The organism is Clostridium sp. SY8519, from assembly GCF_000270305.1.
Classification (GTDB): domain Bacteria; phylum Bacillota; class Clostridia; order Lachnospirales; family Lachnospiraceae; genus SY8519.
In genome coordinates, this window is sequence record NC_015737.1 from 2,735,912 (window position 1) to 2,758,520 (window position 22,609).

Consider the following 22,609-nt stretch of genomic DNA (forward strand, 5'->3'; position numbering starts at 1 on the left):
GTCACGTCCGAGTCAGTTTTCGCCGAATTATTATAGACAGTGTTCAGCGAGTGATTGTTTGCGCTCTCAGCAACAGATACTTGATCTCTCCAAAAAATTCCCGAAGCATATTATTCATCAGATATCGTCTGGCCGATCCCGCCGAAATGCCGCACACATTCTGCAATCCCTGACTTTTTGCGATCTGCAGGGCTCGAAACATATGAAAATCGTTCGTGATAATTCCGACTGACGCATCTTCCCCAAAATACGCCCGGCTGTTCGCGATATTTTCAGCTGTTGTCTGCGATTCTGTTTCCAGAAGAATCCGATCCGAGGATATGCCGTGCTCTTTTAGATATTTTGCCATACCCTCCGCTTCCGTGAACGGTTCATTGTAACCCTTCCCGCCGGAAACAATACACAAAGTCCCGCTGTTCTCCTGTAAATACGCAATTGCGCTATCCAACCGATAGCGCAGTACCACACTGGGGCCATTCGCATGCACCTGCGCGCCAAGAACGATAATATAATCCAGATCTGCCTGACCTTTTTCATGAAATTTGCTGATCATACATCCTTCAACAATCACAAAAAAAGCCAGCCCCAGGCAGATGACTGCCAAACATATTTTTTGGATAATTCCAGGCAGCCTGCCCCAGAGATTCTTTTTCACCGCAACAGCAAACAAGGCAAACACAACAGCAAGGCCCAGCCACACCACGAAAAATCGTGTGCCGGATCCCACTGTCCCCACCGCAATGCCATATACCAGGCACAGAAGCGCCAAAAGAATCCACACGGTAAACACTATCTTCCTTTTCATTCCTGCCAGAAATTCCTCCTGCAATTATTTCAGTTTTTCTTCCCACTCAGCTTCTTTAAATCCGACTAACACAAAGTCTTCACCGACCACAAGCGAACGTTTCACAAGCATACCATCTGAAGCCAGAAGTTTTAACTGTTCGTCTTCCGTCATTTCCGGCAGTTTGTCCTTTAACTGCATTTCTTTATAGAGTTTTCCGCTTGTATTAAAAAATTTCTTCAGAGGAAATCCACTCATCTCATACCATTTTTTCAGTTCTTCATAAGACGGATGCTCCTCTTTGATCGGACGCTCCAGATATTCTATGCCTGATGCATCCAGCCAATTTAAAGCCTTTCGGCATGTGCTGCATTTTCTGTAAGCTAATATTGTAATCATAAGTGCTTCTCCTCTTTCATAACCTGTTCGAAAATGGTACACTAGTAAATCTCTAAATGTGCAAAGAAAAACAGAGCTAACATCGTTTGCACAATGCCGCTCTGCAAAAGTTTAACTTTTTCTATTTGTTTCATTCTACTCATTTGGAAAACAACTGTCAACCACTATCTTGAGAAAATCAAAAGTATTTTTAATCTTTTCATTCTCTTAATAAAAACATGCGTAATCAGGTTAGCAGCGACCAGTGTTGTTTTCTGTTATCTGATCGTACGCTGCCAGATCTTTAAATAAATAAGTCACCTAATTTAGAACTTTACCAGCGATAACAATTTGCTGTACCTGTGAACTTCCTTCATAGATAGAGCATACACGTACATCCCGGTATATTCTTTCGATTTCATACTCTCTGGAGTAACCATAGCCGCCATGTAACTGGAGTGATTTATTTACAATATCAATTGCATTTTCAGCTGTATAATATTTTGCCATAGATGCTTCTTGATCTGCTGCTACACCTTGATCAAGCAAATACGCAGCATGATATGTGAGCAATTTGGCGGCATTTAACCTTGTTTCCATATCTGCAATCATAAACCGCAACGCCTGCATTTTCGACAATGTTTTTCCAAACTGTTCACGCTGAGTAATAAAATCAATCCCAAGATCCATTGCTTCCTGTGCCATTCCCAGGCACATCGCCGATACACCAATTCTGCCAACAGATAACGTTTTCATAGCGTTAATAAATCCCATATTTAACTCTCCAATCAAACAATCCGCTGGTACTCTTACATCCTCTAAAACCAGATCACTGACCGGTACTCCTTTTTGGCCCATTTTTTCTTCAGTTTTTCCGGTGGATACTCCCGGTAAATGCATATCAACAATGAAGCAGGATATGCCTTTTACTCCCTTTTCACGATCCGTTTTTGCATATACGATGGAATAATCCGCAATTGGTGCCATTGTGATAAAACATTTCACACCATTTAACACATAACAATCCCCATCTTTTTCTGCCTTCGTGCGAATAGATGCTGCATCTGAACCGGCATTTGGCTCCGTTAGAGCAAAAGCAATAATCGAATCACCACTCGCCACTGCTGGGAGGTACTTCTTTTTTTGTTCTTCTGTACCTGATAATACAATTGGTGCAGTAGATAAGGAATTAGCGGAAGAAATAAACAGAGTAGCTGCCGCGCTTTTCTTTGCAATTTCTTCCATTACGCACACATAACTACGCATGTCTAATCCTAAGCCGCCATACTCTTCCGGGATTTTTAAACTAAAAAATCCTAATTCTCCCATCAATTTTACAATTTCTTTTGGAAACGTATCCGTTCTATCTATCTCAGCTGCGATTGGTTCCAATTCCTTCTCTGCAAAATCCCGTGCCAGCTTTCTAATCTCTTCGTGACCCTCGTCAAAGTAAATACTATTTTTCATCCTTTTTTGCTTCCTTCCCCATATAATCTCCAAGCCGTCCCCATTCTTCAAAGAAGATTTTGGGATCCATCACTTTAAGATTATCTGCTACTACCGGTTCAAACTCCATACAATTCATAATATCTTTTTCAAGATCTATGCCCGGTGCAATTTCAGTAATGGTAAGCTGATGATTGATCAATTTCATAACGCAGCGTTCTGTAATATAAATAACTTCTTGCTCCGGATCTTTATACCTTGTTGAATAAGTGATCTGTCCTACACGATTGACAAATTTTTTGATTTTTCCTTCCTGTGTCACAGTTATCTTTCCGTCACCTAATCTATACTTCGCTTTTCCTACTAATGTTCCGCAAAAAATAACTTTAGGCGTTTTTTGGGTAATATTTATAAATCCTCCAGGACCTGTAAGTCTGTTTCCCATTTTACTAACATTATTATTTCCATATTTATCGATTTCCCCAATACCCAGGATGGTTACATCTAAAAAACCACCATCTATCATGTCAAACATTGCTCCATGATCTACAATTGCCTCCGGATTATAGGCGCTGCCAAAATTTGGTAAGGCAGCTGGTACTCCTCCAATCATTCCACTTTCCGTTGTCATTATTACATCATTCTGAAAACCCTCTTCTGCAATAATGCTTGCGGTATCCGCAGCCATGCCAACTCCAAGATTAATCGTCTCGCCCTTCTTTAATTCCATTGCGCATCGTCTTGCTATAACCTTTCTGACATCAAATGGAACTGGGGCAATATGATCAACGGGCTTCTTTATATCCCCATTAAAAGCTGGCTCGTAATAAACCCCTTCTGTCTGCCAGCACGCCCTCTTATCCTGTGCAATGACTACATAATCTACTAATATTCCTGGAATTTTTATTTCCTTTGGATGTAAAGTTCCTGCCTTTGCCATATATTCGACCTGAACAATAACAATACCACCGCAATTATGGGCTGCAGTTGCTACTGCAAGACCTTCATTTAATATACTTTCGTGTGCAAAACTTATGTTTCCATTTTCATCCGCAATCGTGCCTCTTAATAATGCGACATCTAATTTAAATGAAGGATAGAATAAATATTCTTCGCCATCAATCTCAGTTAATCGAACTAATTCTTCTGTGGTACATTCATTCATTTTTCCCCCGCCAAATCGGGGATCAACGAATGTTCCCAATCCCACCTTTGTAAGCAGTCCCGGTCTTCCGGCCGCTATTTCACGCCATAAATTGACAATACAGCCCTGTGGTAAGCATGTACATTGCAATTTATTTTCAACTGCTAATTTATTAAGCGCAAATGCAGATCCAACATGTGCTCCAGACCATCGAGTGATCAATCCTTCACCAGCTTCTCCTAATACGGTAACTCCACGATCTCTCCAATCGCCCATTGCACTGCCCTGGCGCAAGGCCAAATCTGCAGGATGTCCACATTCTTTATAATTATCTCTAATCGCACAGGCTATCTCTTCCGGCCAACCTGCCAGCCCCAATCCAGCCAAAGCAACCGTTGCATGATCCGTAATACATTGTGCAGCCTCTTTTGCTGAAACAAATTTTGCCATTTTCTCTTTCTCCCGATTGAATAGTGAAAGCCTGTGACAAATTTTATTTACCACAGGCTTTCATTATTTTACTGTGACAACAATCTGATAATCTTATGATTTACATCCTAAGCCTAACATTTCTCTTCTTTAAATTCCTTCTCACGTTTTGCAACAAATCCATCCTTAATTGGAATAATCAATACAATCGCCAAAATGCAGACACCTGCAAGTACCAGATATGCCACATTGTAACCACTCCTTGCTGCTACCATCGCAGTAACCATTGCACCCGCGGAACCAAATAACTGACATATAACAACAATTACGCTATAAGCATTTTGGAAATTGTAGCGTCCCCAAAAACGAACTGTAAATGAAGTAGAGAAGTTAGAGGATCCACCTAAAATCGCTCCAAGCAAGATAAGGGCAATCCACATTAACGCTGTTACACCTAATGTAGTAAATACACATGCAACCGCTCCACAGATAAGCATAATAATCTGTGCCGGCTTTGTACCGATCTTATCGTCTAAGGCCCCAATAAACCAGCTGCCAAAACACCCAATGAATGCACATGCTGACATCATTGCAATTGCAGTAGGACGCTCATATCCTGCTTCTAATAATCTGGGGATCAGCTGTGACGGAACAGCTGATGCCAGGAACATACCGCACCCCAAGTTAATTCCTAAAACCCATGTTTGCCAAGTAGAGAGTAATCTGCGCTTTGTCCAGGGACTATTTGCTGCTAATCGCTTTCCCTCTGCAAGCATTGCATCTGCCTGCTCTCGTGTCATGCTGTGATCATTATCCGGATATCCTCCACACTCTTCTGGATAATTTCGAAGTATCACAAAGCCTAATACGGTTAATACAGCAATAGCAACACCATAGAATACATAGCTGCCAACAAATCCAAAATTTTTCAGTAATGTTGTGAATAATAAAACACCTGTACCTGCACCTAATGTAAACCCAATGGTGATAAGGCCAATTACAAGAGCTTTTTTCTTCGGAAACCAGTTTGCAACTAAGTTATTTACGACGATTAATGACATCGTCTGACTGCAAAGAAATGAAATAATGTAAATGGTTACAAATCCCGCCTGGTTAGGAATGATTCCCCATAAGGCAACACTTACAGTCCATATCAAGCCAACTGCGATTTCAAGATACCTATAGTTTGTTTTACCACCTTTTGTGATAAAGCCAAGTACAACAAACCAGATCAGTGCACCATAACCGCCATAGGATTGCAGTGATAATAAAACAGTTCGATTGAATCCTTTTTCAACAAACATATTGACTGCTAAGTTCATTGTCGCCGGTATTGCTGTACAGAGAACAATGATTAACATACCAAAGAGAACCAAAAACCATCCACGGGCTCCAAATGCATATTTTTTCATAATGTCCACCTCGCTGGGGTTACCAAACTCTGTCTTCTATGTCATATTCTGTCTTTCCAATCAAATCTTCAAAGCCTCTAAATGGCCAATCCACATTTCCATCCCAGGTCTCATATGGTAACGGGTACATAGGTAAAGGGACTTTTCGTTCATACTGACTGTATGGTTGATTAAACTTCATAGGCTTATGGAATGGAAGATCTGCCATATCTTTCGTATCCTTCCGCTTCATATACCCAATATTTTTATCCGTCATTTCAGCATCATCCACCCAGCTCTTATAGAAACTGTTTCGGAAATCTCTCCACCATTTCAAATGCCATATTTTCCATGAACCATCTTCGAGCTTAATAAAATCAGCACTATATTTGCCCCAAGCCCAATATGCCTCCATCTTTGCCTGCCCTTCCTTATAGCATTCCGGCGGCGTGTGCCTCTGATCCTCATAATAAGTTTCTATACCTGGTGACATAAATACTGCTCTTGCCGTTTTACCATCTCCTGCTACTTCAATCACTGGAGTAGTTACACAATGCATAAAGAATGCTCCCTTAGCAAATCTCGCTGTTCCTAATATTTTCAGGAAAATTGTTTCAATCCCTTCCCGGCCAACAAAAATTCCTGAATCTCCTACGTCCATACTGACATCAGGCACATCCAATGCAAACACTTCCTTAATTTTTTCCGGGAACAGAATCGGATAATGCATATATTCGTATTTACACATAACCTTTTTGATTTCTTCCATATCCAGCAGACGCTGTTTTTCTACTCGCAGGGCTTCTATGTCTGTTTTTAGTTCAATGATCTTTTTTTCTAATTCTTTTACTTCCATAAGGCTCCCTCGAAAATACATTATGTGATACGTGCTGCAAAAGCCGGCCTGCTTTTCTATAATTTGATTATACCGGTTCACGCCCCAACTTGTATAATAGTGATAAAATATCGAATGATAATCAGATTCTATTATTATCTAAAACCTTCTATACCAAAAAGATATGAAAAAGAACAGATAACGTATAATAAGTTTCGCAAATTCAATTGAATAAAAATAGACATAGTCTATTGCCATCGGTAAAATTAAGTTACCACACAAAATCCACCAAGGAGGCAATGACTATGTCCGATAACATTATACAGTTAAATCAAGACCTAATAAAGCATGATCTTAAAGATCTTGTCCGCAGCAGTGTTGAAGAAACGCTGAATGCCCTGCTCGATCATGAAGCGGATGAACTTGTCAACGCTTCAAAGTATGAACGTACAGAGAATCGTAATGGCTACCGCTCAGGTCATTATGAGAGAAACTTCACCACAACTGCAGGAGACGTGAAATTAAAGGTTCCTAAATTGAAAGGCATCCAGTTTGAGACAGCCATCATCGAACGCTATAAACGCAGGGAATGCTCCGTCGAAGAAGCTCTGATCGAAATGTATCTGGCCGGGGTATCCGTCCGCCGCGTAGAGGATATCACAGAAGCTCTTTGGGGAACTAAGGTATCTCCAGGAACGATCAGTAATCTCAATCAGAAGGCTTACGAACATATCGAAACCTGGCGCAGCCGAAAATTGACCGGTGAATACGCATACGTTTATGTTGACGGTATTTATCTGAAACGCAGCTGGGGCGGCGAAGTGCAGAACGTGTCCGTCCTTGTTGCTATCGGCGTATCTACAGACGGCTACCGCGAGATCATCGGCGCTGCAGAAGGCATGAAGGAAGATTTTGAAAGCTGGCATAACTTCTTTATCTGGCTTAAAGAGCGGGGCCTTACAGGAGTCAGACTAATCGTTGGTGATAAGTGCCTTGGTATGCTGGAATCCATTGCCGATGTATTTCCGGAAGCGAAATATCAGCGCTGCACAGTACATTTTTATCGGAATGTCTTCAGCGTAGTCCCTCGAGGCAGGATGCGGGAAGTATCCTTAATGCTGAAAGCCATCCACGCGCAGGAGAACAAAGAGGCAGCACGCGAAAAGGCAGCTTCCGTTGTTGCGAAACTTCGTGAAATGAAGCTCTCTGCAGCCGCAAAGAAAGTTGAGGACGGTGTAGATGAAACTCTGACCTACATGGACTTTCCTACAGAACATTGGACCCGTATTCGGACAAACAATGTAACAGAGCGAGTCAACCGAGAAATCAAGCGGCGTACCAAGGCAATCGGGGCGTTTCCAGATGGGCAAAGTGCTTTGATGCTGGTTTGCGCCAGACTTCGTTACGTAGCGGCTTCGGATTGGGGAACCAAGCGGTATCTCAACATGGATCATCTGTTCCAGATGGAACTTATGAACAATACGGAAACAGCTGAGGCGTCTGCCGTCTAACTACCAAGAATCCGATGGTTGAAATTGAATTTGCGAAAAAATCTTGACACTATCAAAGAACACGTCTATCGCTTACAAAACAGCCCAAAGACGAACCGACTTACATTTAATGACGCTTCTATCAAAAAAGCTGTCGGATTAACTGAACTCAGCCAATCCGACAGCTTACTTTTTTATATCCGATTTATTTCGATATTTATATTTTTCCAAATTGATTTTTTCATTATCTTCTTTCAAAAAGTCTAATAAGATCTCTATTGCTGGATTATGGTTCAGCTTATTCCAAACCAAATCCGTTTCCATGTATTGAAATGAGTCTATCAATGGAATAAATTTAACCATTTGACCATACATTTTTTCCATGGAGTGATTAAGAACCGCTATACCATTTCCTGCACTCACCTGCAATACCATTGAATTCAGTGAATCAGCCGCTATGATTCCCTTCGGAAACTTAATGTCATTTTCTGCCATTCTATTCAGCAAATAGTTATACGGCAGATGATTATCCTGTGATTTTGTAATGATGAATTTATCACCAATAAAATCATTCAATGATACCTCTGTTTCTAATCGCATCGGGTGATAATTATTAACGATCACATCCAAATGATCGTAATAAAATGGCCAGAAATCACTAAAATCCTCTTCCGATGCCTCCATATTCATCTGAAATGCAAAATCAAAAACATTACTATAAATCAAGTCCTGCGCTTCTTTGGCTGAACACCACTGCAAATTGATATCAATGTCCGGGTGGACTGTCTTGAATTGATTAATGAATGGTGTAAATCGACCATATTCAACCCCAGTACAAGCAATGCTTAAATGCATTGCAGGGCTATCACTAATTCGTTTGATTTCCTGCTCCAAATCTGCTAATGCATCGAGCAAAAATGGAGCCTTTAGATATAACGTTTCTCCCGCACTAGTAAGAGTTACATTTCTGTTGTCGCGTATCAGCAACTGTGTACCCATTTCTTTTTCAAAATCGGAAATCTTTTTACTTAAGGCAGGCTGACTGATAAACAGTTCCTCTGCCGCCCTCGTGAAATTCCGGTTTTTAGCGACACTTATAAATGCTACTAATTTATTTAAATCCACGGTGCTTTCTCTCTTTCGTAAATGGTAAAGATTGAGTGTCTTTAACCAATGTTCAACTTCTGGGATAATCAGTCTTGAGAATCTTAAGAAATCTTAGACAGGGGGTTGAACATGGATACTTCATTAACAGTCAAAACAATGCGCCGTCAGTCATGGGCGCTCATGGTCCAGGAACAGGCAAACAGCGGTCTTTCTGTCCGCGACTGGTGCGCACAGAATGATAGAAGCAGCAAGGTCACCACTCTCATGGCAGCCTTGCTGTTAAACACATAACTTTTATCTTGAAAAAACTATAAATCAATATGGTAAATAATTCGGTTTGATATCACTATATTTCTTAACTAAATCATCCCAGTCTTCAGGTAATTTTAATTTCACACATGCAGGTCCTCCATGCTCGCCCCCTCCTGCTAAATTGATACAGGTAGCATCATAATCACTTCCCGCTACAACAATAGTCATATGATCGGTCGACCAGAATTTTTTTGTGCTTAGACTATGATCGAATGGCAGCCGAACTCCTTCTGGCAAATGATTATTATCTATCATCCACCGATAATTCACAGCTTCACCCGGCTGGCGACAGTATTCACAAACGTAATCCATAACCTCTTTTTGATTTTTAAATCCTTCACGCGCTAATGCCCTAGCAAAACCAGGACTCATCACATATGTACATCCTTTATCCCAACCTTGATAATGGATATAAAACATTGTGTCAAAACATGATTTTCCATCTCGTCCATGTCCTTCTGTTCGCTCCTGTGCCCAGGAAACTGTTACAGCAGAATCTGATTCTTCTAATCCATATGTCACATGTAACGGCGGCCATGGACTTTGCTCCATATTGTCACCAATACAAATGCCCCTCCTTGCTTCATGTCCTGGCTCACACATATCCTCTAATCCGGGACGAACGCCTGAAATATTCATAATAATATAACTATACGCCAATGCAATTGCTGAGGACGCTTTCGAATATCCGCTAAGCGCAGCCGTATCCATTGATACTCCGATCTGCTTTGCAACCTTTCCACTGACAGTGATAATTGGACACCAGCTTGCGACGGAACAGGTCCAACCTTCCAGATGAATATTGGGTTCTACAATAGCCTCAACCGCTGCAATCAGCACCGGCATATGGGTTGGCAAACATCCAGCCATAACTGCATTTACTGCAATTTTTTCTACAGTTGCGTTTCCCATCATTGGAGGAATCTGTGCTACAACGTAATCTCGCGGCAAATCTGTTCCCTTCAGCATCTCCTCGATTGCTTCTTCCGTAGGAGGATAAATTGGAAGTCCCGTAGTCCATCCTTTTTGATAATAATAATCACTGATTTTTGAAATGCTTCCAGTATATTCAAAGGGCTCTGCTCCAGAATTATCCTTCTGATACGGAGTCCTTTCTATATCGCTCAGTGGTGCAGTAAGTCCCTCTACAACCTGATTTCGCACTCGATACAGTTCCGGATAAATAACATGATCCACTAAATCCTGATCTAATTTTGGCGCCCAGCTCAAATCATGAATTGTGGTTTTTACAAATCGTAAATGCGGAACAAGTCTGGAAGTTGCTGCCTTAACACCAACACCATATAAATCGTCTTTTGTAAGCATTACAACTGGAATGCCTTTTTTTTCAATCCATGCACAATTATAAGCTTCAAACATACAGCAGGATCCCGCATCACCATATGCACCAATTACACCATCTACGTCAGATAACCATTCCTCCATTTTCACTCTGAAAACTTCATCTTTTTCAATTTCTGATGTATCACGTTTATACTGAATCAATTTAAACTTTGTTGTTGGATGCTCTTCCTTTAGAATATCTGCCATTACGTTCAGCATTAATGGTGCGTGACCTTTAAAATGAGCAAATAAGCCAATTGTTTTTCCATCAATTTTGTCCAAACGCTCAGATAGTGGTTTTGCACCTGTTACATCTACATGTGCCCAAGGACTAAATAATTTCATGCTATCACCTCGTTACTGTTCAATTCTCAAGTTCTACCCTAAGTATAATTTCCAGCTCGTCTGGTGTATAAGCTTTATATTCTATCGTTTCATAACCAGATTTTATAATAACGTCTTCCTCCCCGGCATCCGCCTGCTCCATCCAAGCCCCTTGGCCCAGTCAAGCGAATCCGGATCATCATAATCCCAGTTGTCCGGAATCAGATCCAGATACTCTTCCGGCGACAGCTGATTTTCTTTGGCAATCTGCTTCCAGTATGCTTTCTCCTTAGCCTGATTGATCCCTCGAAGGAAACGGATATATCCGGAGATACCGCCTACATCGTCTAACACCGGCAATCCATCCGCAGCCAGGCAGACCGGTTTGTATTTACTGTAAATCGTAATCAGCGCTTCATCGATCTCATCCTGTGTAATGCGCCCTTCCTCGACCAGATCCTCGCAGCCTAAACTTCCTGTGATTTTCACATACCAGTTATCACCATAATCATAATTATAATACAGCGTGTCTGTGCATGAAGCAACAAATGGCTGATTCCACGGCTCATCCTGGCCTGACGCAAGGATCTCATCGATCTCAGATCTTAAATCATCGTCCATAAACTCTTCAAAAGATTCACACAGATCCTCGCTATCCGCAATCTGATCATGCAAGCCTCTGTCTCTGAACGCCAGTACCTCACCGATGCCGAGGCGCTCTAACACCTGGTTTGGAGATGTTTCAAACAGCGGAAACAGTGATTCCACAGGTAGGTCATCGATAAAAATAATTTCCTTTCGAACAATACCAAACCGCTTATCCTGCTCTGATAAGGACAGATCCTCATTTTCCTGTGCAATGTGAGCCCAAAAGATACGCTCCGTACCATCTTTCCTCCGTTCATAGCTGACAGCTACCTTCGCACACTTCTTTTTCACATACGCGATATCTTCCTTGGACTGCACAATGCCTTCCCCATGATTCAGGGACATATAGGGACCGGTATATTTCTTACGCAGCCATGTCTTGAAGCTGCCATTCTCATAATCATCTGCCCAGAAACGATCCTGCTCATCCATCATTGGAGACTGCAGCAACACTCCGACCAAAGCCATCCAGTTTGATACTTTACCGCCTGTTATTTTCCTGAACACATCATCCGGCAGTTCAAAATGATGCAGATGACTGTTCTGCCAGCCGAATGCCTTCTGAATCACATAATGAAGCGCATATAACGGCATATCTTCAGGCACTGCAATATCTCTGGAAATAGTTGGACCATATTGAAGCTTGCCATAAGACTTCAGAACGCGCTGCTGCTCTTCTCTCTCTTTCTGTTCCCGGCCGATAAACTGTGGATTTTCTTCCAGAAATTGTGGATGAGCATCCTCTATATCATCACTGTGGATGAGTTCCAGATGTAAACGCACAATATCCTCGCCCTGACATCTCGCTTTACTGAAATCCATGATACCATCCGGCAATTCGCGGAAACATAAAATGCCTGGATACTGCTCCACATGATATTCATTGATAGCAGCCTGACGTACCTTTTCTTTCTCTTTATATTCGATAATCTCCGGTATATTGCTCATCTCTGTCCAGCCCTCCTTTTCGGATAAATCGATTGTCTTCTTTATCGTGTGCTCTTTCGCTATCTCGATCCTTCTGCGGTATTCCGCGCTTTTTATTGCATCTGCAGATCTGTTCTCACTGTTGTATAACCCACGGCTGTAGGGAAGATATTGCTGCACGGCTTTTTCTGTCGTATTCAGAATCTGCGCTATCTCGGCTGTGGTCTTCTTTTCATTCAGATAATGTTTGATCTCCAGACTGGTTCGGCTGGACCAGATCCCTTCGGTGATTAAAACTTTACGTACCTTGACCGGCGATACCGACAAATTTCCAGCTGTTTTCTCAACGGATTTGGTATCCAAATAATCACATATGATATTCAAATATAAAGTGTCATCTATTTTTGTTTCCACAGTAGTATCCTCACCATTTTTGTTAAGTGAACAAGTTGAAGGCAAAAAACAAAGCGCTTATTCTCCCTGCAATTATATAATCCAATTATAAATCATCTTATTTTCGTGTCAACCTAATGATTTCATTTCATAAGTTTGGCACAGGGAATTTCTCCTGTGCCAAATTATAAATCAGATTTTATAATAATCTTAACTTCCAGCCTTTTTGACACTCAACCAATCAGCAGCCAGTAGCGGTCTCACTTACACATTACTGGCTGTTTCCTTTATTCTGTCTCCGGAGCGCCTTTAATAAACGCCATGATCTCCGCGTAAGAGCGATCACTTTTTATAACAGCTTCCATCAGTTCTTCCTTCCGCATCTCATTGCGGAGTTTGATCAGCTCTGCCAGCGTTTCTTTCTCTGCTTCGTATTTCGCTTTTGCTTTCTCCAGAGCAGCCTTCTGCTGTTCGATCTTTGCATCCAGTGTGTCTGTGTTGACCTTACGTCTTCCGCGTGCCATCTTGCTTTCCCTCCTACATCCTGACCTTCCGCACCTTCGGGTTCAGCTGGTCGCTGATCTCCCGGGCTTTCCTTTTTACATAGTTCGTGTCGATTCCAAACGCTTTCAGTATCGTTTTCTGTGTTGCCGTGACTGCATGATCAAGCCGGTACACGCCGTCTGCCTGGCGGATCATCTCTATCTTTTCAAGCTCCCGTATGGATGCCGGCACGTTCCTATAGTTCGGCTTTTCCAGAAGTTCTTCTTCCTCATCTTTCAGCTTCGTGTACATACGGTTCCGGATGATCAGCGCGACAAACGCGATCAGCATCTTTCCTTCAAGAGATTCACCCGTATATACCCTCAGACTCCGGTTGCCCAGGAAGCTCTTATCCGCTTTGAACAGCTTTTCCGAGGCGTCCCTGCTCTTATAGAGATCAAGCGCTTCTTTTGCAGACATTTCAGCTGAAGTAATGATACAGAAGTATCCGCACATCTTCAGTTCTTCTTCTATGACAGAAGCCTTTTCTATCCCGCAGACAAAACACTGGTCATCTTTTCCTTCGTGATAATACTCAAGGCTGAAGTACTTCTCATAACTCTTATCAATGATGACCGGCTGTCCTTCCTGCTTTTTCAGGTATGCTGCGATCCGGTCGATCTTTGATTCCAGGTCTTCACGCTCCGAAGCGGCTTTACTGTAGCTGTAATAAATGTGCAGATACCGATCCTTTTCATCCGAATAGAAGACCTTTGTCTTTACGGTCGTACCATTTACCTGGTACCGGCGGATCGTATACTGCCGTTTCTCCTCAAAGCTTCCCTGGACTTCCCGGATCTTATCGTTCACAAAAGACTTCATTCCCTTGACCATGATCACGAAATCATAGCCCAGATGATCCATGTACCGGATGTTCTCTCTGGAAAAATACCCTCTGTCCAGGATCAAACCAGCATTCTTATACCCATACGATACGGCCTTGTTCAGCATCAGCTGAAGCTGAGAGATATCGACGATACTGCCCGGATAGGTCTCGTAGAACAGCGGCTCCCGGTTGTTGCAATCGTACGCTATGGAATAGTTGAAGATCGGAAGCCCCCGGTCTTCCTTGGCATGTCCGAATTCAACGATCTCGATATCACCGGCCTGGCAGTTCTTATTGGTAGAATCATAGGAAATATAGATCTTATCCTGCTTTTTCTTGACCGCGTTCCATTCCTTCTGGAAAGAAACGCTGTCCTCCACTGAGATCTGGCTGATGAAGGTCGATACGGTGGAGTCGCTGTAGATCTTATACTCCGGCGTGAAAAGTGGATGGTTATAGGCATAATCCGGATAGTACTGTCCGGCATTATTCTCTGTAGTGAGATAATACGCTGCCAGATCAAGAAACAGACCTGTGCCGCGGCCATCGCCGTAAAGGCCGCTGATGATCTTGTCAAGAAGGCTTTCCACCATCAGTTTTTCGATCACGATCCATGTCCCGATGCGCAGGCAGCTGCTCCTGGCATCTCGTCCATGATCCTCCGGCAGTTCAGCGTCCGGAAAGTAAGTCAGAAAGTTTGGATTCGGATACATCATTTCCGGATCGTCTTCACATTTCTTACCGATCGTTGTGCGTTTGGGGATATTGTATTTCTTGTCCGGCTTATAAATCCGGTCATACTCGTAATTGATGTAGACGACCCCTTTGATCGTCCGTTCATAAATCTTACCCTTGACCTTGGGTATTTTGACCTTGAAATCGTAGTACATTTAGATCGTTTAACTCTCAAAAATAAAGTGCGTATACATACTCAATAATCATACTAAAGATAGCCCGGAAAATCAATAGAAACGTTGATTTTCCAGGCTTTTCAAAGTCTTTTATTCGATTGAGTGCTAACCCTCATCGGAAGTTAAGATTAAAACTTGAATGTATCCTTAATTCCTAGCCATTTCTGATCTTTATCAGAAAGATTTAATGATACCCCATCTATACAATAGCCTTCAGCAGAAGCTGAACCTTTATATTCTCCGGAAATCTTCGGCCATTCAATACCAATCACTGGATCATTCCAGGCCATGCCTCCCTCATCATTTGGATGATAGAAATCATCACATTTATAACAAAATTCAGCAGTATCAGAAAGTACAAGGAATCCATGCGCAAATCCTCTAGGAATCAGGAACTGTTTCTTATTCTCTTCAGTCAACTCAATACCATACCATTTTCCATAGGTTTTGCTACCGCTTCTAAGATCAACAGCAACATCGAACACAGCTCCCTTGATTACACGAACAAGTTTTGCCTGCGGAAAGTTTTTCTGAAAATGAAGCCCGCGAAGAACGCCTTTTGTACTCATAGATTGATTATCCTGCACAAAGACGATATTAATCCCATTTTCTTCCATATCGCGTTGATTATAAGTTTCCATAAAATAACCACGATTGTCACCATGAACTGCGGGAGTAATAACACAGAGTCCTTCAATTCCAGAGATATTTTTCTCAACATTAATCTGTCCCATTATAACTGTGCCTCCTTCAAATATCTGCTTACAGCATCCTGCCAAGTCGGCAAAGGCTCAAACCCATTCTCAACAAGTTTGCTCTTATCTAGTCTACTGTTTACCGGACGAGCAGCTTTAGATAGTCCGTATTCTGTTGTTGTAACCGGAATAACCTTTGTGGTAAGTCCATACTGCTTATAGAACTCGCAGCAAAAATCATACCAAGATATATACCCCCCTTCATTCGTAGCATGATAATATCCATACTTCTCTGTCTTGCACATGTCAACGAGCAGGCGTGCCAGATCATATGTGTATGTTGGAGTGCCAATCTGGTCATTGACAACACGAACCTCATCATGTGTCTTTCCGACACTGATCATTGTTTTAATAAAATTCTTTCCGTTTAATCCAAATACCCAGGCAATACGAACAATGAAGTACTTTTCTAAGGTAGTACTTACAGCCAATTCGCCTTCCAGTTTTGTCTGTCCATAAACATTCAACGGCTTATAGTCTTTACAGTCCGGCTGCCAGGGTTCTGTTCCCTGTCCGTCAAACACATAATCTGTGGAAAGATACAGCATTTTACAATCCACTGCTTTGCAGGCATCTGCAATATTCTGTGTTCCTCCAACATTGACTGCTCTTACCTGTTCTATCTTGTCATCATCCTCTGCCATATCTACAGCAGTCCAAGCCGCACAATGGATTACAGCATCTGGCTTGATCTCCTCAATAACTTTCATTACAGCTGCTTTGTCTGTGATATCTATACCTACATAGGGCATAGAACCCACAGCCGATCCATCATCTATTCCGATATAGGTTTCTGTAATATCTGAACCTACACCTTCATACCCTCTTTTGTTCAATTCATTCATGACATCATGACCAAGCTGACCGTTGACACCAGTTACAAAAAATTTCATGTTATCAGCTCCTATATATGAGGTACTACTTCCACTGCCAATTGCAGTGCAGCCTCTACGCATCAGTTCTTTAACCACATTATGGCCAAGCTGACCGTTAACTCCTGTTACAAAAAACCTTTACCAAAGCTTCCTATTTTCTTTAAATCTCTCAAAATTCTTAGCTTTCTGCTTTAGCCTTGTACATCTCCTCATAGTACTTCTGATAATTGCCGGAGGTTACATTGTTCATCCAATCCTCATTCTGAAGATACCAATCGATAGTCAGAACGATGCCCTTTTCAAACGAGGTCTCCGGATACCAGCCTAGATCATTCTTGATCTTGGTCGGATCAATGCCATATCTTCTATCATGCCCTAATCTATCTTCCACATGCTTGATCAACTCCTCAGAAATGTCATTGTCCTGCAGTCTGTCATGCAGCTGCTCGATGATAGTCTTTACGATAAAAATGTTCGGACGCTCATTATGTCCACCGACATTATAAACTTCACCGATCTTCCCGTCGTTTACAACCATGTCGATTGCCTTGCAATGATCCTCAACATACAGCCAATCTCTGATCTGCATGCCATCGCCGTAAACAGGCAGTTGTTTGTGATGCTTCACATTGTTAATCATCAAGGGGATTAGCTTCTCCGGAAACTGGTAAGGGCCGTAGTTATTAGAGCAGCGCGTGATGTTAATTGGCATGCCATAGGTATCATGAAAAGCCATGACAAAGTGGTCAGCTGAAGCCTTGGATGAAGAATATGGGCTGTGCGGTGTTATCGGAGTAGTCTCCATGAAATAATCGTCAACGCCGAGTGCTCCATAAACCTCATCTGTACTTACCTGCAAATACTTCTTGCCTTCCTTCCAGATCTTGGCTATTGGATCATACCAAGCTTCTTTAGTTCTCTGGAGCAGATTTACCGTACCCATAACATTTGTCTGCACAAAAATCTCAGGATTTGCGATTGAACGGTCAACATGGGACTCAGCTGCAAAGTTGATCACATAATCAAAATCATATTTCTTAAACAGTTCGGCAACTAGTTCTTTGTCGCAGATATCGCCCTGCACAAACACATGGCGTGAGTCATCCTCAACACCTTTGAGATTTTCTAGATTTCCCGCATAAGTCAGCTTATCCAAGTTAACCAGAAGAATATCGTCATATTTCTTCAGCATATAATATACATAATTTGACCCAATGAATCCGGCACAGCCGGTAACCAAATACTTTTTCATACTCTCTCCTTAAGCGTCTTAGTCAACGCAACACGTCAATGTATTTTCCGTCCAGTACATCCTTCAAATACTGACCATATTGATTCTTCTTCAGAACCTCATAAACTTTCAACACATCTTCTTTTGTAATCCAGCCATTGAGATATGCAATCTCCTCAAGGCAGGCAATCTTTCGATGCTGGTGTGTTTCAACTGTCTTAACAAAGTTGGTGGCATCTACAAGGCTCTCATGTGTTCCGGTATCAAGCCATGTAAATCCCTGTCCAAGGAGTTCTACATTTAGAGTACCGTCCTTAAGATAAATACGGTTAAGATCAGTAATTTCCAATTCTCCACGAGCTGATGGCTTCAAGTTCTTTGCATACTCTACCACGCGGTTATCATAGAAGTAGAGACCCGTAACACAATAGTTACTCTTCGGTTTATCGGGTTTTTCCTCAATAGAAATTGCTCTGCCTGCTTTATCAAATTCTACAATTCCGAAGCGTTCAGGATCATCTACATAGTATCCAAATACAGTAGCGCCTTTTCCGGATTCTGCATTCTTAACAGCTGCTTGAAGCCTCTTCTTAAGTCCATGACCGGCGAAGATATTGTCACCAAGAACCATGGCAACAGTGTCATTCCCAATAAAATCAGCTCCAATGATGAATGCCTGGGCAAGACCATCAGGACTCGGCTGAACGGCATAAGTCAAATTTACACCGAACTGATGACCATCTCCTAACAGAGCTTCAAATCTTGGCGTATCTGTCGGTGTAGAAATAATCAGAATCTCTCTGATGCCTGCATTCATGAGCACCGATAATGGATAATAAATCATCGGCTTGTCATATATGGGTAATAACTGCTTACTTGTAACCATTGTGAGCGGATACAGTCTGGTACCGGATCCGCCAGCTAAAATAATACCTTTCATATAAGTATCCTTTATTCTTTCCAATAAGTTGTAGTTCCATGCCGATATACCTGCTGCTCTACAGGTGGAAATTCCATATAATTTCCATATACGGTTTTCAGCACATTATCGTATTCAGTAGTAACGTTAACCTCAAAATCTTCGAATGGCATCTTCTGCGTTTTTTCAAACCATTTGGCAGGGTATTTTTCCTTCTTGTAGTATGTCTGCGATGCTATATTTTCCAAATATTGTTTATCCGATGAATCATTACACTGCTTTATCATGCGGTCAATCATTTTACACAAAAATGATGCCGGAAGGAAATTCAAAAAAAGATAGACTATATCAGAGATAATTGTTTTTAATACATTACTTCTTTTTGCGCGTTTTCTAATTTTAAACGCCTCAAGGAAATAAATTTTCTGTATTTTTGATATTCTATTAAGTCTTTCGTTCTCATCCGAAGGAACATAGTCTAAAGGAAATATATCTATATAAATACCGTAATAACTTTTTTTAAAGTTCTCTTCGTATAATACAGTTCTTGTATCATGTACTTTCATAAAATTAAAAGGATACTCAGAACTATTTTCTGTAGATACTATTTTATAAATGCCTGTATCCTCTTTAGAAAAAAGATTATAGAATTTATTATATTCTTCTCTTGTCATTAAAATGTCAATGTCATCATCCCAAGGTATAAAACCTTTATGGCGTATAGCTCCAATAAGCGTGCCATATGCAACAGTATACTGAATTCCATGCTTTTCGCAAAAATCAGAAACATAGTGTAAAATTTGAGCACACATTTTCTTTTGCTCATCAATATCAATTTTTCTCATTTGCATTCTCCTTTTTTTTCTTTAGCAATCTGTTTAATATGGAATTAACGAAATAATCCTTAAACACAACTCCTTGTAATAAAACGCAACAAATCACATATACGAGCGCCCCAATAGCTACAGACATTATAAATCTAGTTATGATATTATCAAAAATGTATTGCGTATAATGAACGACAAGAAGCATAATCACACCATTAATCCAGAAAGAAATAATACTTTTTATTACAGGTTTGATATATATCTTTTCTTTTGCGCCAAAGACCTGTACAACTAATACTGTTATCTCTGCAGCTATTGTACCAATTGCAGCACCATTTGCCTGGTAAGACGGTATTAGGATGGCGTTTACAATAAGGTTTACTATCGCTCCTGAAAAACAAGAAATCACATAAGCCTTATCCCTACCTTGCGGAACAAGTATTTGCATTCTCACAATATTAGCATAACTAATACAAGGTACAGTAATACAAAGCAACTTCAATATCATTCCGCTAGCCAAATACTCAGTACCATAATATATCACTACGAAGTCATCAGCTATTACTGCAACGCCGCAAGCGACTACTGAAGCTGCAAAAGAAACAAATACAAAAGAATTACTTAACATTTTCTGAATTTGTTCTTGATTTTTACTTTCATAAAGCGCTGCCATTCTTGGAAGCATTACAGTTCCCAATGCTGTAATAAAACTAAGTAAAATAGAAATCAATTTTTCCGCATTTTCATAATAGCCAACCTGAGTCATAGAACTCATTGAACCTAACATTATTTTATCCATGGTTCTATAAATGCTTACAGCTATAACCGGTATGAACAGAATTATATTTGGTTTAAGATGCTTAGCTATTTCCTTTGTTTTAACTTTTATAAGGCGATTGTCCTTTAAAACTTTTGGCCAAATAAGCAACTGACTGAGCAAGGCGCCTAAGGACATTATAAGGATGTACATTACTACATCCTCTTGACTTCTAACCAATGCAAATATAGCAACGGCAGTTATCACTTTCACTATAAGATTTCTCGCTAGAATAATTTTAAAATCTTCTTGTCCAAAAAATAGCCATGTTACATCCAGCATATATGAAATCAAAAATGGTATGTAGCATAATGCAATTTGACTATTGACGCAAAAAAATATGGAATACGCCACATATGCAACCATTGCAAAAATTCCAATAGAAAATTGCATATAAAAAATCTCGCAGAAAGTTCGATTAATCTTATCCTTTTCTCCCAAACATTTTGCAATACTTCTATTACCATAATTATTAACGCCTAACATCACAACCAAGCAAAAATAATATGCAATAGAATAATTGTACGAGTATACCCCTATTCCTTCGGCACCAAGTATTCGCGATAAGTAAGGCGCCGTTATTAACGGAATAATCAGTACTGCTACTTGATAAATCAGATTATATAAATAATTCTTCGTAACTTTTGTATTCAAAAAATACCTCTCTAATTTTCATCTGGAATATATAAATTAAACCATCAAATTTACATCCTCACGTTTTTGCTTATGCGTTATAACCAAATATACAAACGCAAGAGAAAATGAGTAATGTGTTATCGTAAGTCTAAAGAAACTTAGCATAACGATTAAAGATATCAACAAAAACCAGGAAACCGAATATTCGTTCTTTAAATCCAGCCTTTTGTACACACCCTCGCAAAAAAATCCTAATACCAAATAAAAAATTACTACCCCAAACAGTCCACCATCTAAATATGGTGCAAAAAAACTTGTTGTGAATGAATTAAATAACATTCCGGGAACTAAGTAGTAAGGATTGTCAATTTTAAGAAAAATACTTTCTATGTTTGTTAACCACCCCGGAAAACCGCATATGCCAAATTTTCTAAAGATAACAAATATCGGTCTTAAAAAACCATAAAATGTGCCTGCTCCATTAGTATGCTGAGTAAAGAGGTCATTCATTTGTTCCAAAAACGGAACACTACCACAAAAATATACATAAATAGTTTCTCCAATTTCCGAACCTCTAGTTATAGTAATCGCAATAATAGCAGTCACTGCAATAATAATTAATATTCTTGCCGTTTTGAGAACCTTTTTATTAGTGCGCAGACTTTTAAAATCAATATTTCTTCTGTAAATTAAAAAGCATACGGCTAAAGCACCTATGAAATAAAAAATAAAGAAGCGTCCGCCAGTAACAATAGTCATAAATAATATGCCGATTATTGTTAATAAAATATTTTTATTTTTTCGATAGGGGGAGAATAAGTTAGCTATTGAATAAACAATATAAAAAGTCAAAAACGGTTCACAATAATAGTTAAACAGTATTGCTATGATTCCTGATCCCAAAACATCGTTTTGCATTGAGTACCGAATCATATACAAAGAAGCGCCGCTAAGCAATAACAATAACGAGCGAACTACCGGCATAAACATAATCAGGAAAAAAGCAATAACCATTGGTTTTAGCGCAAATTCTCTTACTTCTTTTTCGAAAAATTTACGAGCCCCCACAACCAAATACTTTTTTGACGATTTGTTTACTAAAGTACCTACAAAAAAAGAACATAGTCCAAGAGCAATAATAATAAGTGTACGATTTTCTATCTCGGGTAAACCATATAATCTAAAAGAATACATCGTGAGCACGACCACCCAGATAACAGCAAATAATACAGATGGTCTATATACTTTTTCTTTATATATTAACTGTACGATAATATACAGAACACATATTCCTATTATTAAATAAATTAACATATT

Annotated in this window: 20 protein-coding genes; 2 read left to right on the top strand and 18 right to left on the bottom strand. The window is 40.4% G+C overall.

Annotated features, from left to right (window positions below):
• Positions 1–43: 43 nt before the first annotated feature.
• The 6 genes from CXIVA_RS12680 to CXIVA_RS12705 all read right to left on the bottom strand — a co-directional run bounded on the left by CXIVA_RS12680 (position 44) and on the right by CXIVA_RS12705 (position 6,428).
• On the bottom strand, positions 44–805 hold the full coding sequence (locus CXIVA_RS12680) for a YdcF family protein (protein WP_041729192.1): 762 nt from the start codon (positions 803–805) through the stop codon (positions 44–46).
• Between the two features lie 24 nt (positions 806–829).
• Positions 830–1,180, bottom strand: coding sequence for an arsenate reductase family protein (locus CXIVA_RS12685; RefSeq protein WP_347475652.1), 351 nt, complete (start codon positions 1,178–1,180; stop codon positions 830–832).
• A 303-nt stretch (positions 1,181–1,483) separates the two neighbouring features.
• Positions 1,484–2,629, bottom strand: coding sequence for an acyl-CoA dehydrogenase family protein (locus CXIVA_RS12690; protein WP_013978446.1), 1,146 nt, complete (start codon positions 2,627–2,629; stop codon positions 1,484–1,486).
• Entirely contained in the window at positions 2,619–4,202 is a 1,584-nt protein-coding gene (locus tag CXIVA_RS12695) for an acyl CoA:acetate/3-ketoacid CoA transferase (RefSeq protein WP_013978447.1), read from the bottom strand. The genes CXIVA_RS12690 and CXIVA_RS12695 overlap by 11 nt, the downstream gene beginning before the upstream one ends.
• Before the next feature lie 113 nt (positions 4,203–4,315).
• Complete coding sequence (locus CXIVA_RS12700) at positions 4,316–5,593, bottom strand: MFS transporter (RefSeq protein ID WP_013978448.1); 1,278 nt, start codon at positions 5,591–5,593, stop codon at positions 4,316–4,318.
• A 19-nt stretch (positions 5,594–5,612) separates the two neighbouring features.
• Positions 5,613–6,428, bottom strand: a complete 816-nt coding sequence (locus tag CXIVA_RS12705) for a nuclear transport factor 2 family protein (RefSeq protein ID WP_013978449.1) — start codon at positions 6,426–6,428, stop codon at positions 5,613–5,615.
• A 278-nt stretch (positions 6,429–6,706) separates the two neighbouring features.
• On the opposite strand from CXIVA_RS12705, the gene CXIVA_RS12710 reads away from it, so the two are divergent.
• Positions 6,707–7,918 (top strand): IS256 family transposase, encoded by a 1,212-nt coding sequence (locus tag CXIVA_RS12710; protein WP_148267826.1) that lies wholly within the window; start codon positions 6,707–6,709, stop codon positions 7,916–7,918.
• A gap of 165 nt (positions 7,919–8,083) precedes the next feature.
• On the opposite strand, the gene CXIVA_RS12715 is transcribed toward CXIVA_RS12710, so the two are convergent.
• Positions 8,084–9,022, bottom strand: coding sequence for a LysR family transcriptional regulator (locus tag CXIVA_RS12715; protein ID WP_013978451.1), 939 nt, complete (start codon positions 9,020–9,022; stop codon positions 8,084–8,086).
• A gap of 111 nt (positions 9,023–9,133) precedes the next feature.
• Between CXIVA_RS12715 and CXIVA_RS14150 the strand changes: the two genes are divergently transcribed.
• Entirely contained in the window at positions 9,134–9,295 is a 162-nt protein-coding gene (locus CXIVA_RS14150; RefSeq protein WP_013978452.1) for a hypothetical protein, read from the top strand.
• Between the two features lie 24 nt (positions 9,296–9,319).
• On the opposite strand, the gene CXIVA_RS13585 is transcribed toward CXIVA_RS14150, so the two are convergent.
• The 11 genes from CXIVA_RS13585 to CXIVA_RS12770 all read right to left on the bottom strand — a co-directional run bounded on the left by CXIVA_RS13585 (position 9,320) and on the right by CXIVA_RS12770 (position 22,606).
• Entirely contained in the window at positions 9,320–11,005 is a 1,686-nt protein-coding gene (locus CXIVA_RS13585; RefSeq protein ID WP_013978453.1) for a hypothetical protein, read from the bottom strand.
• 102 nt (positions 11,006–11,107) lie between these two features.
• Positions 11,108–12,973, bottom strand: a complete 1,866-nt coding sequence (locus CXIVA_RS12725) for a hypothetical protein (protein ID WP_041727965.1) — start codon at positions 12,971–12,973, stop codon at positions 11,108–11,110.
• Positions 12,974–13,239: 266 nt separating this feature from the next.
• Positions 13,240–13,476 (bottom strand): hypothetical protein, encoded by a 237-nt coding sequence (locus CXIVA_RS12730; protein ID WP_013978455.1) that lies wholly within the window; start codon positions 13,474–13,476, stop codon positions 13,240–13,242.
• A gap of 13 nt (positions 13,477–13,489) precedes the next feature.
• On the bottom strand, positions 13,490–15,211 hold the full coding sequence (locus CXIVA_RS12735) for a transposase (protein WP_013978456.1): 1,722 nt from the start codon (positions 15,209–15,211) through the stop codon (positions 13,490–13,492).
• 149 nt (positions 15,212–15,360) lie between these two features.
• The gene (gene rfbC, locus CXIVA_RS12740; protein ID WP_013978457.1) at positions 15,361–15,966 is read right to left on the bottom strand and encodes a dTDP-4-dehydrorhamnose 3,5-epimerase; all 606 of its coding nucleotides are present in this window, start codon (positions 15,964–15,966) and stop codon (positions 15,361–15,363) included.
• The gene (gene rfbD / locus CXIVA_RS12745) at positions 15,966–16,880 is read right to left on the bottom strand and encodes a dTDP-4-dehydrorhamnose reductase (RefSeq protein ID WP_013978458.1); all 915 of its coding nucleotides are present in this window, start codon (positions 16,878–16,880) and stop codon (positions 15,966–15,968) included. The genes rfbC and rfbD overlap by 1 nt, the downstream gene beginning before the upstream one ends.
• A gap of 160 nt (positions 16,881–17,040) precedes the next feature.
• Positions 17,041–18,114, bottom strand: coding sequence for a dTDP-glucose 4,6-dehydratase (gene rfbB, locus CXIVA_RS12750; RefSeq protein WP_013978459.1), 1,074 nt, complete (start codon positions 18,112–18,114; stop codon positions 17,041–17,043).
• A gap of 22 nt (positions 18,115–18,136) precedes the next feature.
• Positions 18,137–19,033 (bottom strand): glucose-1-phosphate thymidylyltransferase RfbA, encoded by an 897-nt coding sequence (rfbA, locus tag CXIVA_RS12755; protein WP_013978460.1) that lies wholly within the window; start codon positions 19,031–19,033, stop codon positions 18,137–18,139.
• An 11-nt stretch (positions 19,034–19,044) separates the two neighbouring features.
• Positions 19,045–19,857: a LicD family protein gene (locus CXIVA_RS12760; protein ID WP_013978461.1), complete on the bottom strand. Its 813-nt coding sequence runs from the start codon at positions 19,855–19,857 to the stop codon at positions 19,045–19,047.
• Positions 19,844–21,310, bottom strand: coding sequence for a flippase (locus CXIVA_RS12765; protein ID WP_013978462.1), 1,467 nt, complete (start codon positions 21,308–21,310; stop codon positions 19,844–19,846). The genes CXIVA_RS12760 and CXIVA_RS12765 overlap by 14 nt, the downstream gene beginning before the upstream one ends.
• A 36-nt stretch (positions 21,311–21,346) precedes the next feature.
• Positions 21,347–22,606: an O-antigen polymerase gene (locus CXIVA_RS12770; RefSeq protein WP_013978463.1), complete on the bottom strand. Its 1,260-nt coding sequence runs from the start codon at positions 22,604–22,606 to the stop codon at positions 21,347–21,349.
• Positions 22,607–22,609: the final 3 nt, after the last annotated feature.

What these genes read in the sequence shown, in the direction of transcription:
- CXIVA_RS12700 (WP_013978448.1), bottom strand. Translation starts at nt 5,593, where the DNA reads ATGAAAAAATATGCATTTGGAGCCCGTGGATGGTTTTTGGTTCTCTTT.
- CXIVA_RS12770 (WP_013978463.1), bottom strand. Translation starts at nt 22,606, where the DNA reads ATGTTAATTTATTTAATAATAGGAATATGTGTTCTGTATATTATCGTA.
- rfbA (WP_013978460.1), bottom strand. Translation starts at nt 19,033, where the DNA reads ATGAAAGGTATTATTTTAGCTGGCGGATCCGGTACCAGACTGTATCCG.
- CXIVA_RS14150 (WP_013978452.1), top strand. Translation starts at nt 9,134, where the DNA reads ATGGATACTTCATTAACAGTCAAAACAATGCGCCGTCAGTCATGGGCG.
- CXIVA_RS12710 (WP_148267826.1), top strand. Translation starts at nt 6,707, where the DNA reads ATGACTATGTCCGATAACATTATACAGTTAAATCAAGACCTAATAAAG.
- CXIVA_RS12695 (WP_013978447.1), bottom strand. Translation starts at nt 4,202, where the DNA reads ATGGCAAAATTTGTTTCAGCAAAAGAGGCTGCACAATGTATTACGGAT.
- CXIVA_RS12735 (WP_013978456.1), bottom strand. Translation starts at nt 15,211, where the DNA reads ATGTACTACGATTTCAAGGTCAAAATACCCAAGGTCAAGGGTAAGATT.
- CXIVA_RS12705 (WP_013978449.1), bottom strand. Translation starts at nt 6,428, where the DNA reads ATGGAAGTAAAAGAATTAGAAAAAAAGATCATTGAACTAAAAACAGAC.
- CXIVA_RS12760 (WP_013978461.1), bottom strand. Translation starts at nt 19,857, where the DNA reads ATGAGAAAAATTGATATTGATGAGCAAAAGAAAATGTGTGCTCAAATT.
- CXIVA_RS13585 (WP_013978453.1), bottom strand. Translation starts at nt 11,005, where the DNA reads ATGAAATTATTTAGTCCTTGGGCACATGTAGATGTAACAGGTGCAAAA.
- rfbC (WP_013978457.1), bottom strand. Translation starts at nt 15,966, where the DNA reads ATGGGACAGATTAATGTTGAGAAAAATATCTCTGGAATTGAAGGACTC.
- rfbB (WP_013978459.1), bottom strand. Translation starts at nt 18,114, where the DNA reads ATGAAAAAGTATTTGGTTACCGGCTGTGCCGGATTCATTGGGTCAAAT.
- CXIVA_RS12690 (WP_013978446.1), bottom strand. Translation starts at nt 2,629, where the DNA reads ATGAAAAATAGTATTTACTTTGACGAGGGTCACGAAGAGATTAGAAAG.
- CXIVA_RS12730 (WP_013978455.1), bottom strand. Translation starts at nt 13,476, where the DNA reads ATGGCACGCGGAAGACGTAAGGTCAACACAGACACACTGGATGCAAAG.
- rfbD (WP_013978458.1), bottom strand. Translation starts at nt 16,880, where the DNA reads ATGAAATTTTTTGTAACTGGTGTCAACGGTCAGCTTGGTCATGATGTC.
- CXIVA_RS12680 (WP_041729192.1), bottom strand. Translation starts at nt 805, where the DNA reads ATGAAAAGGAAGATAGTGTTTACCGTGTGGATTCTTTTGGCGCTTCTG.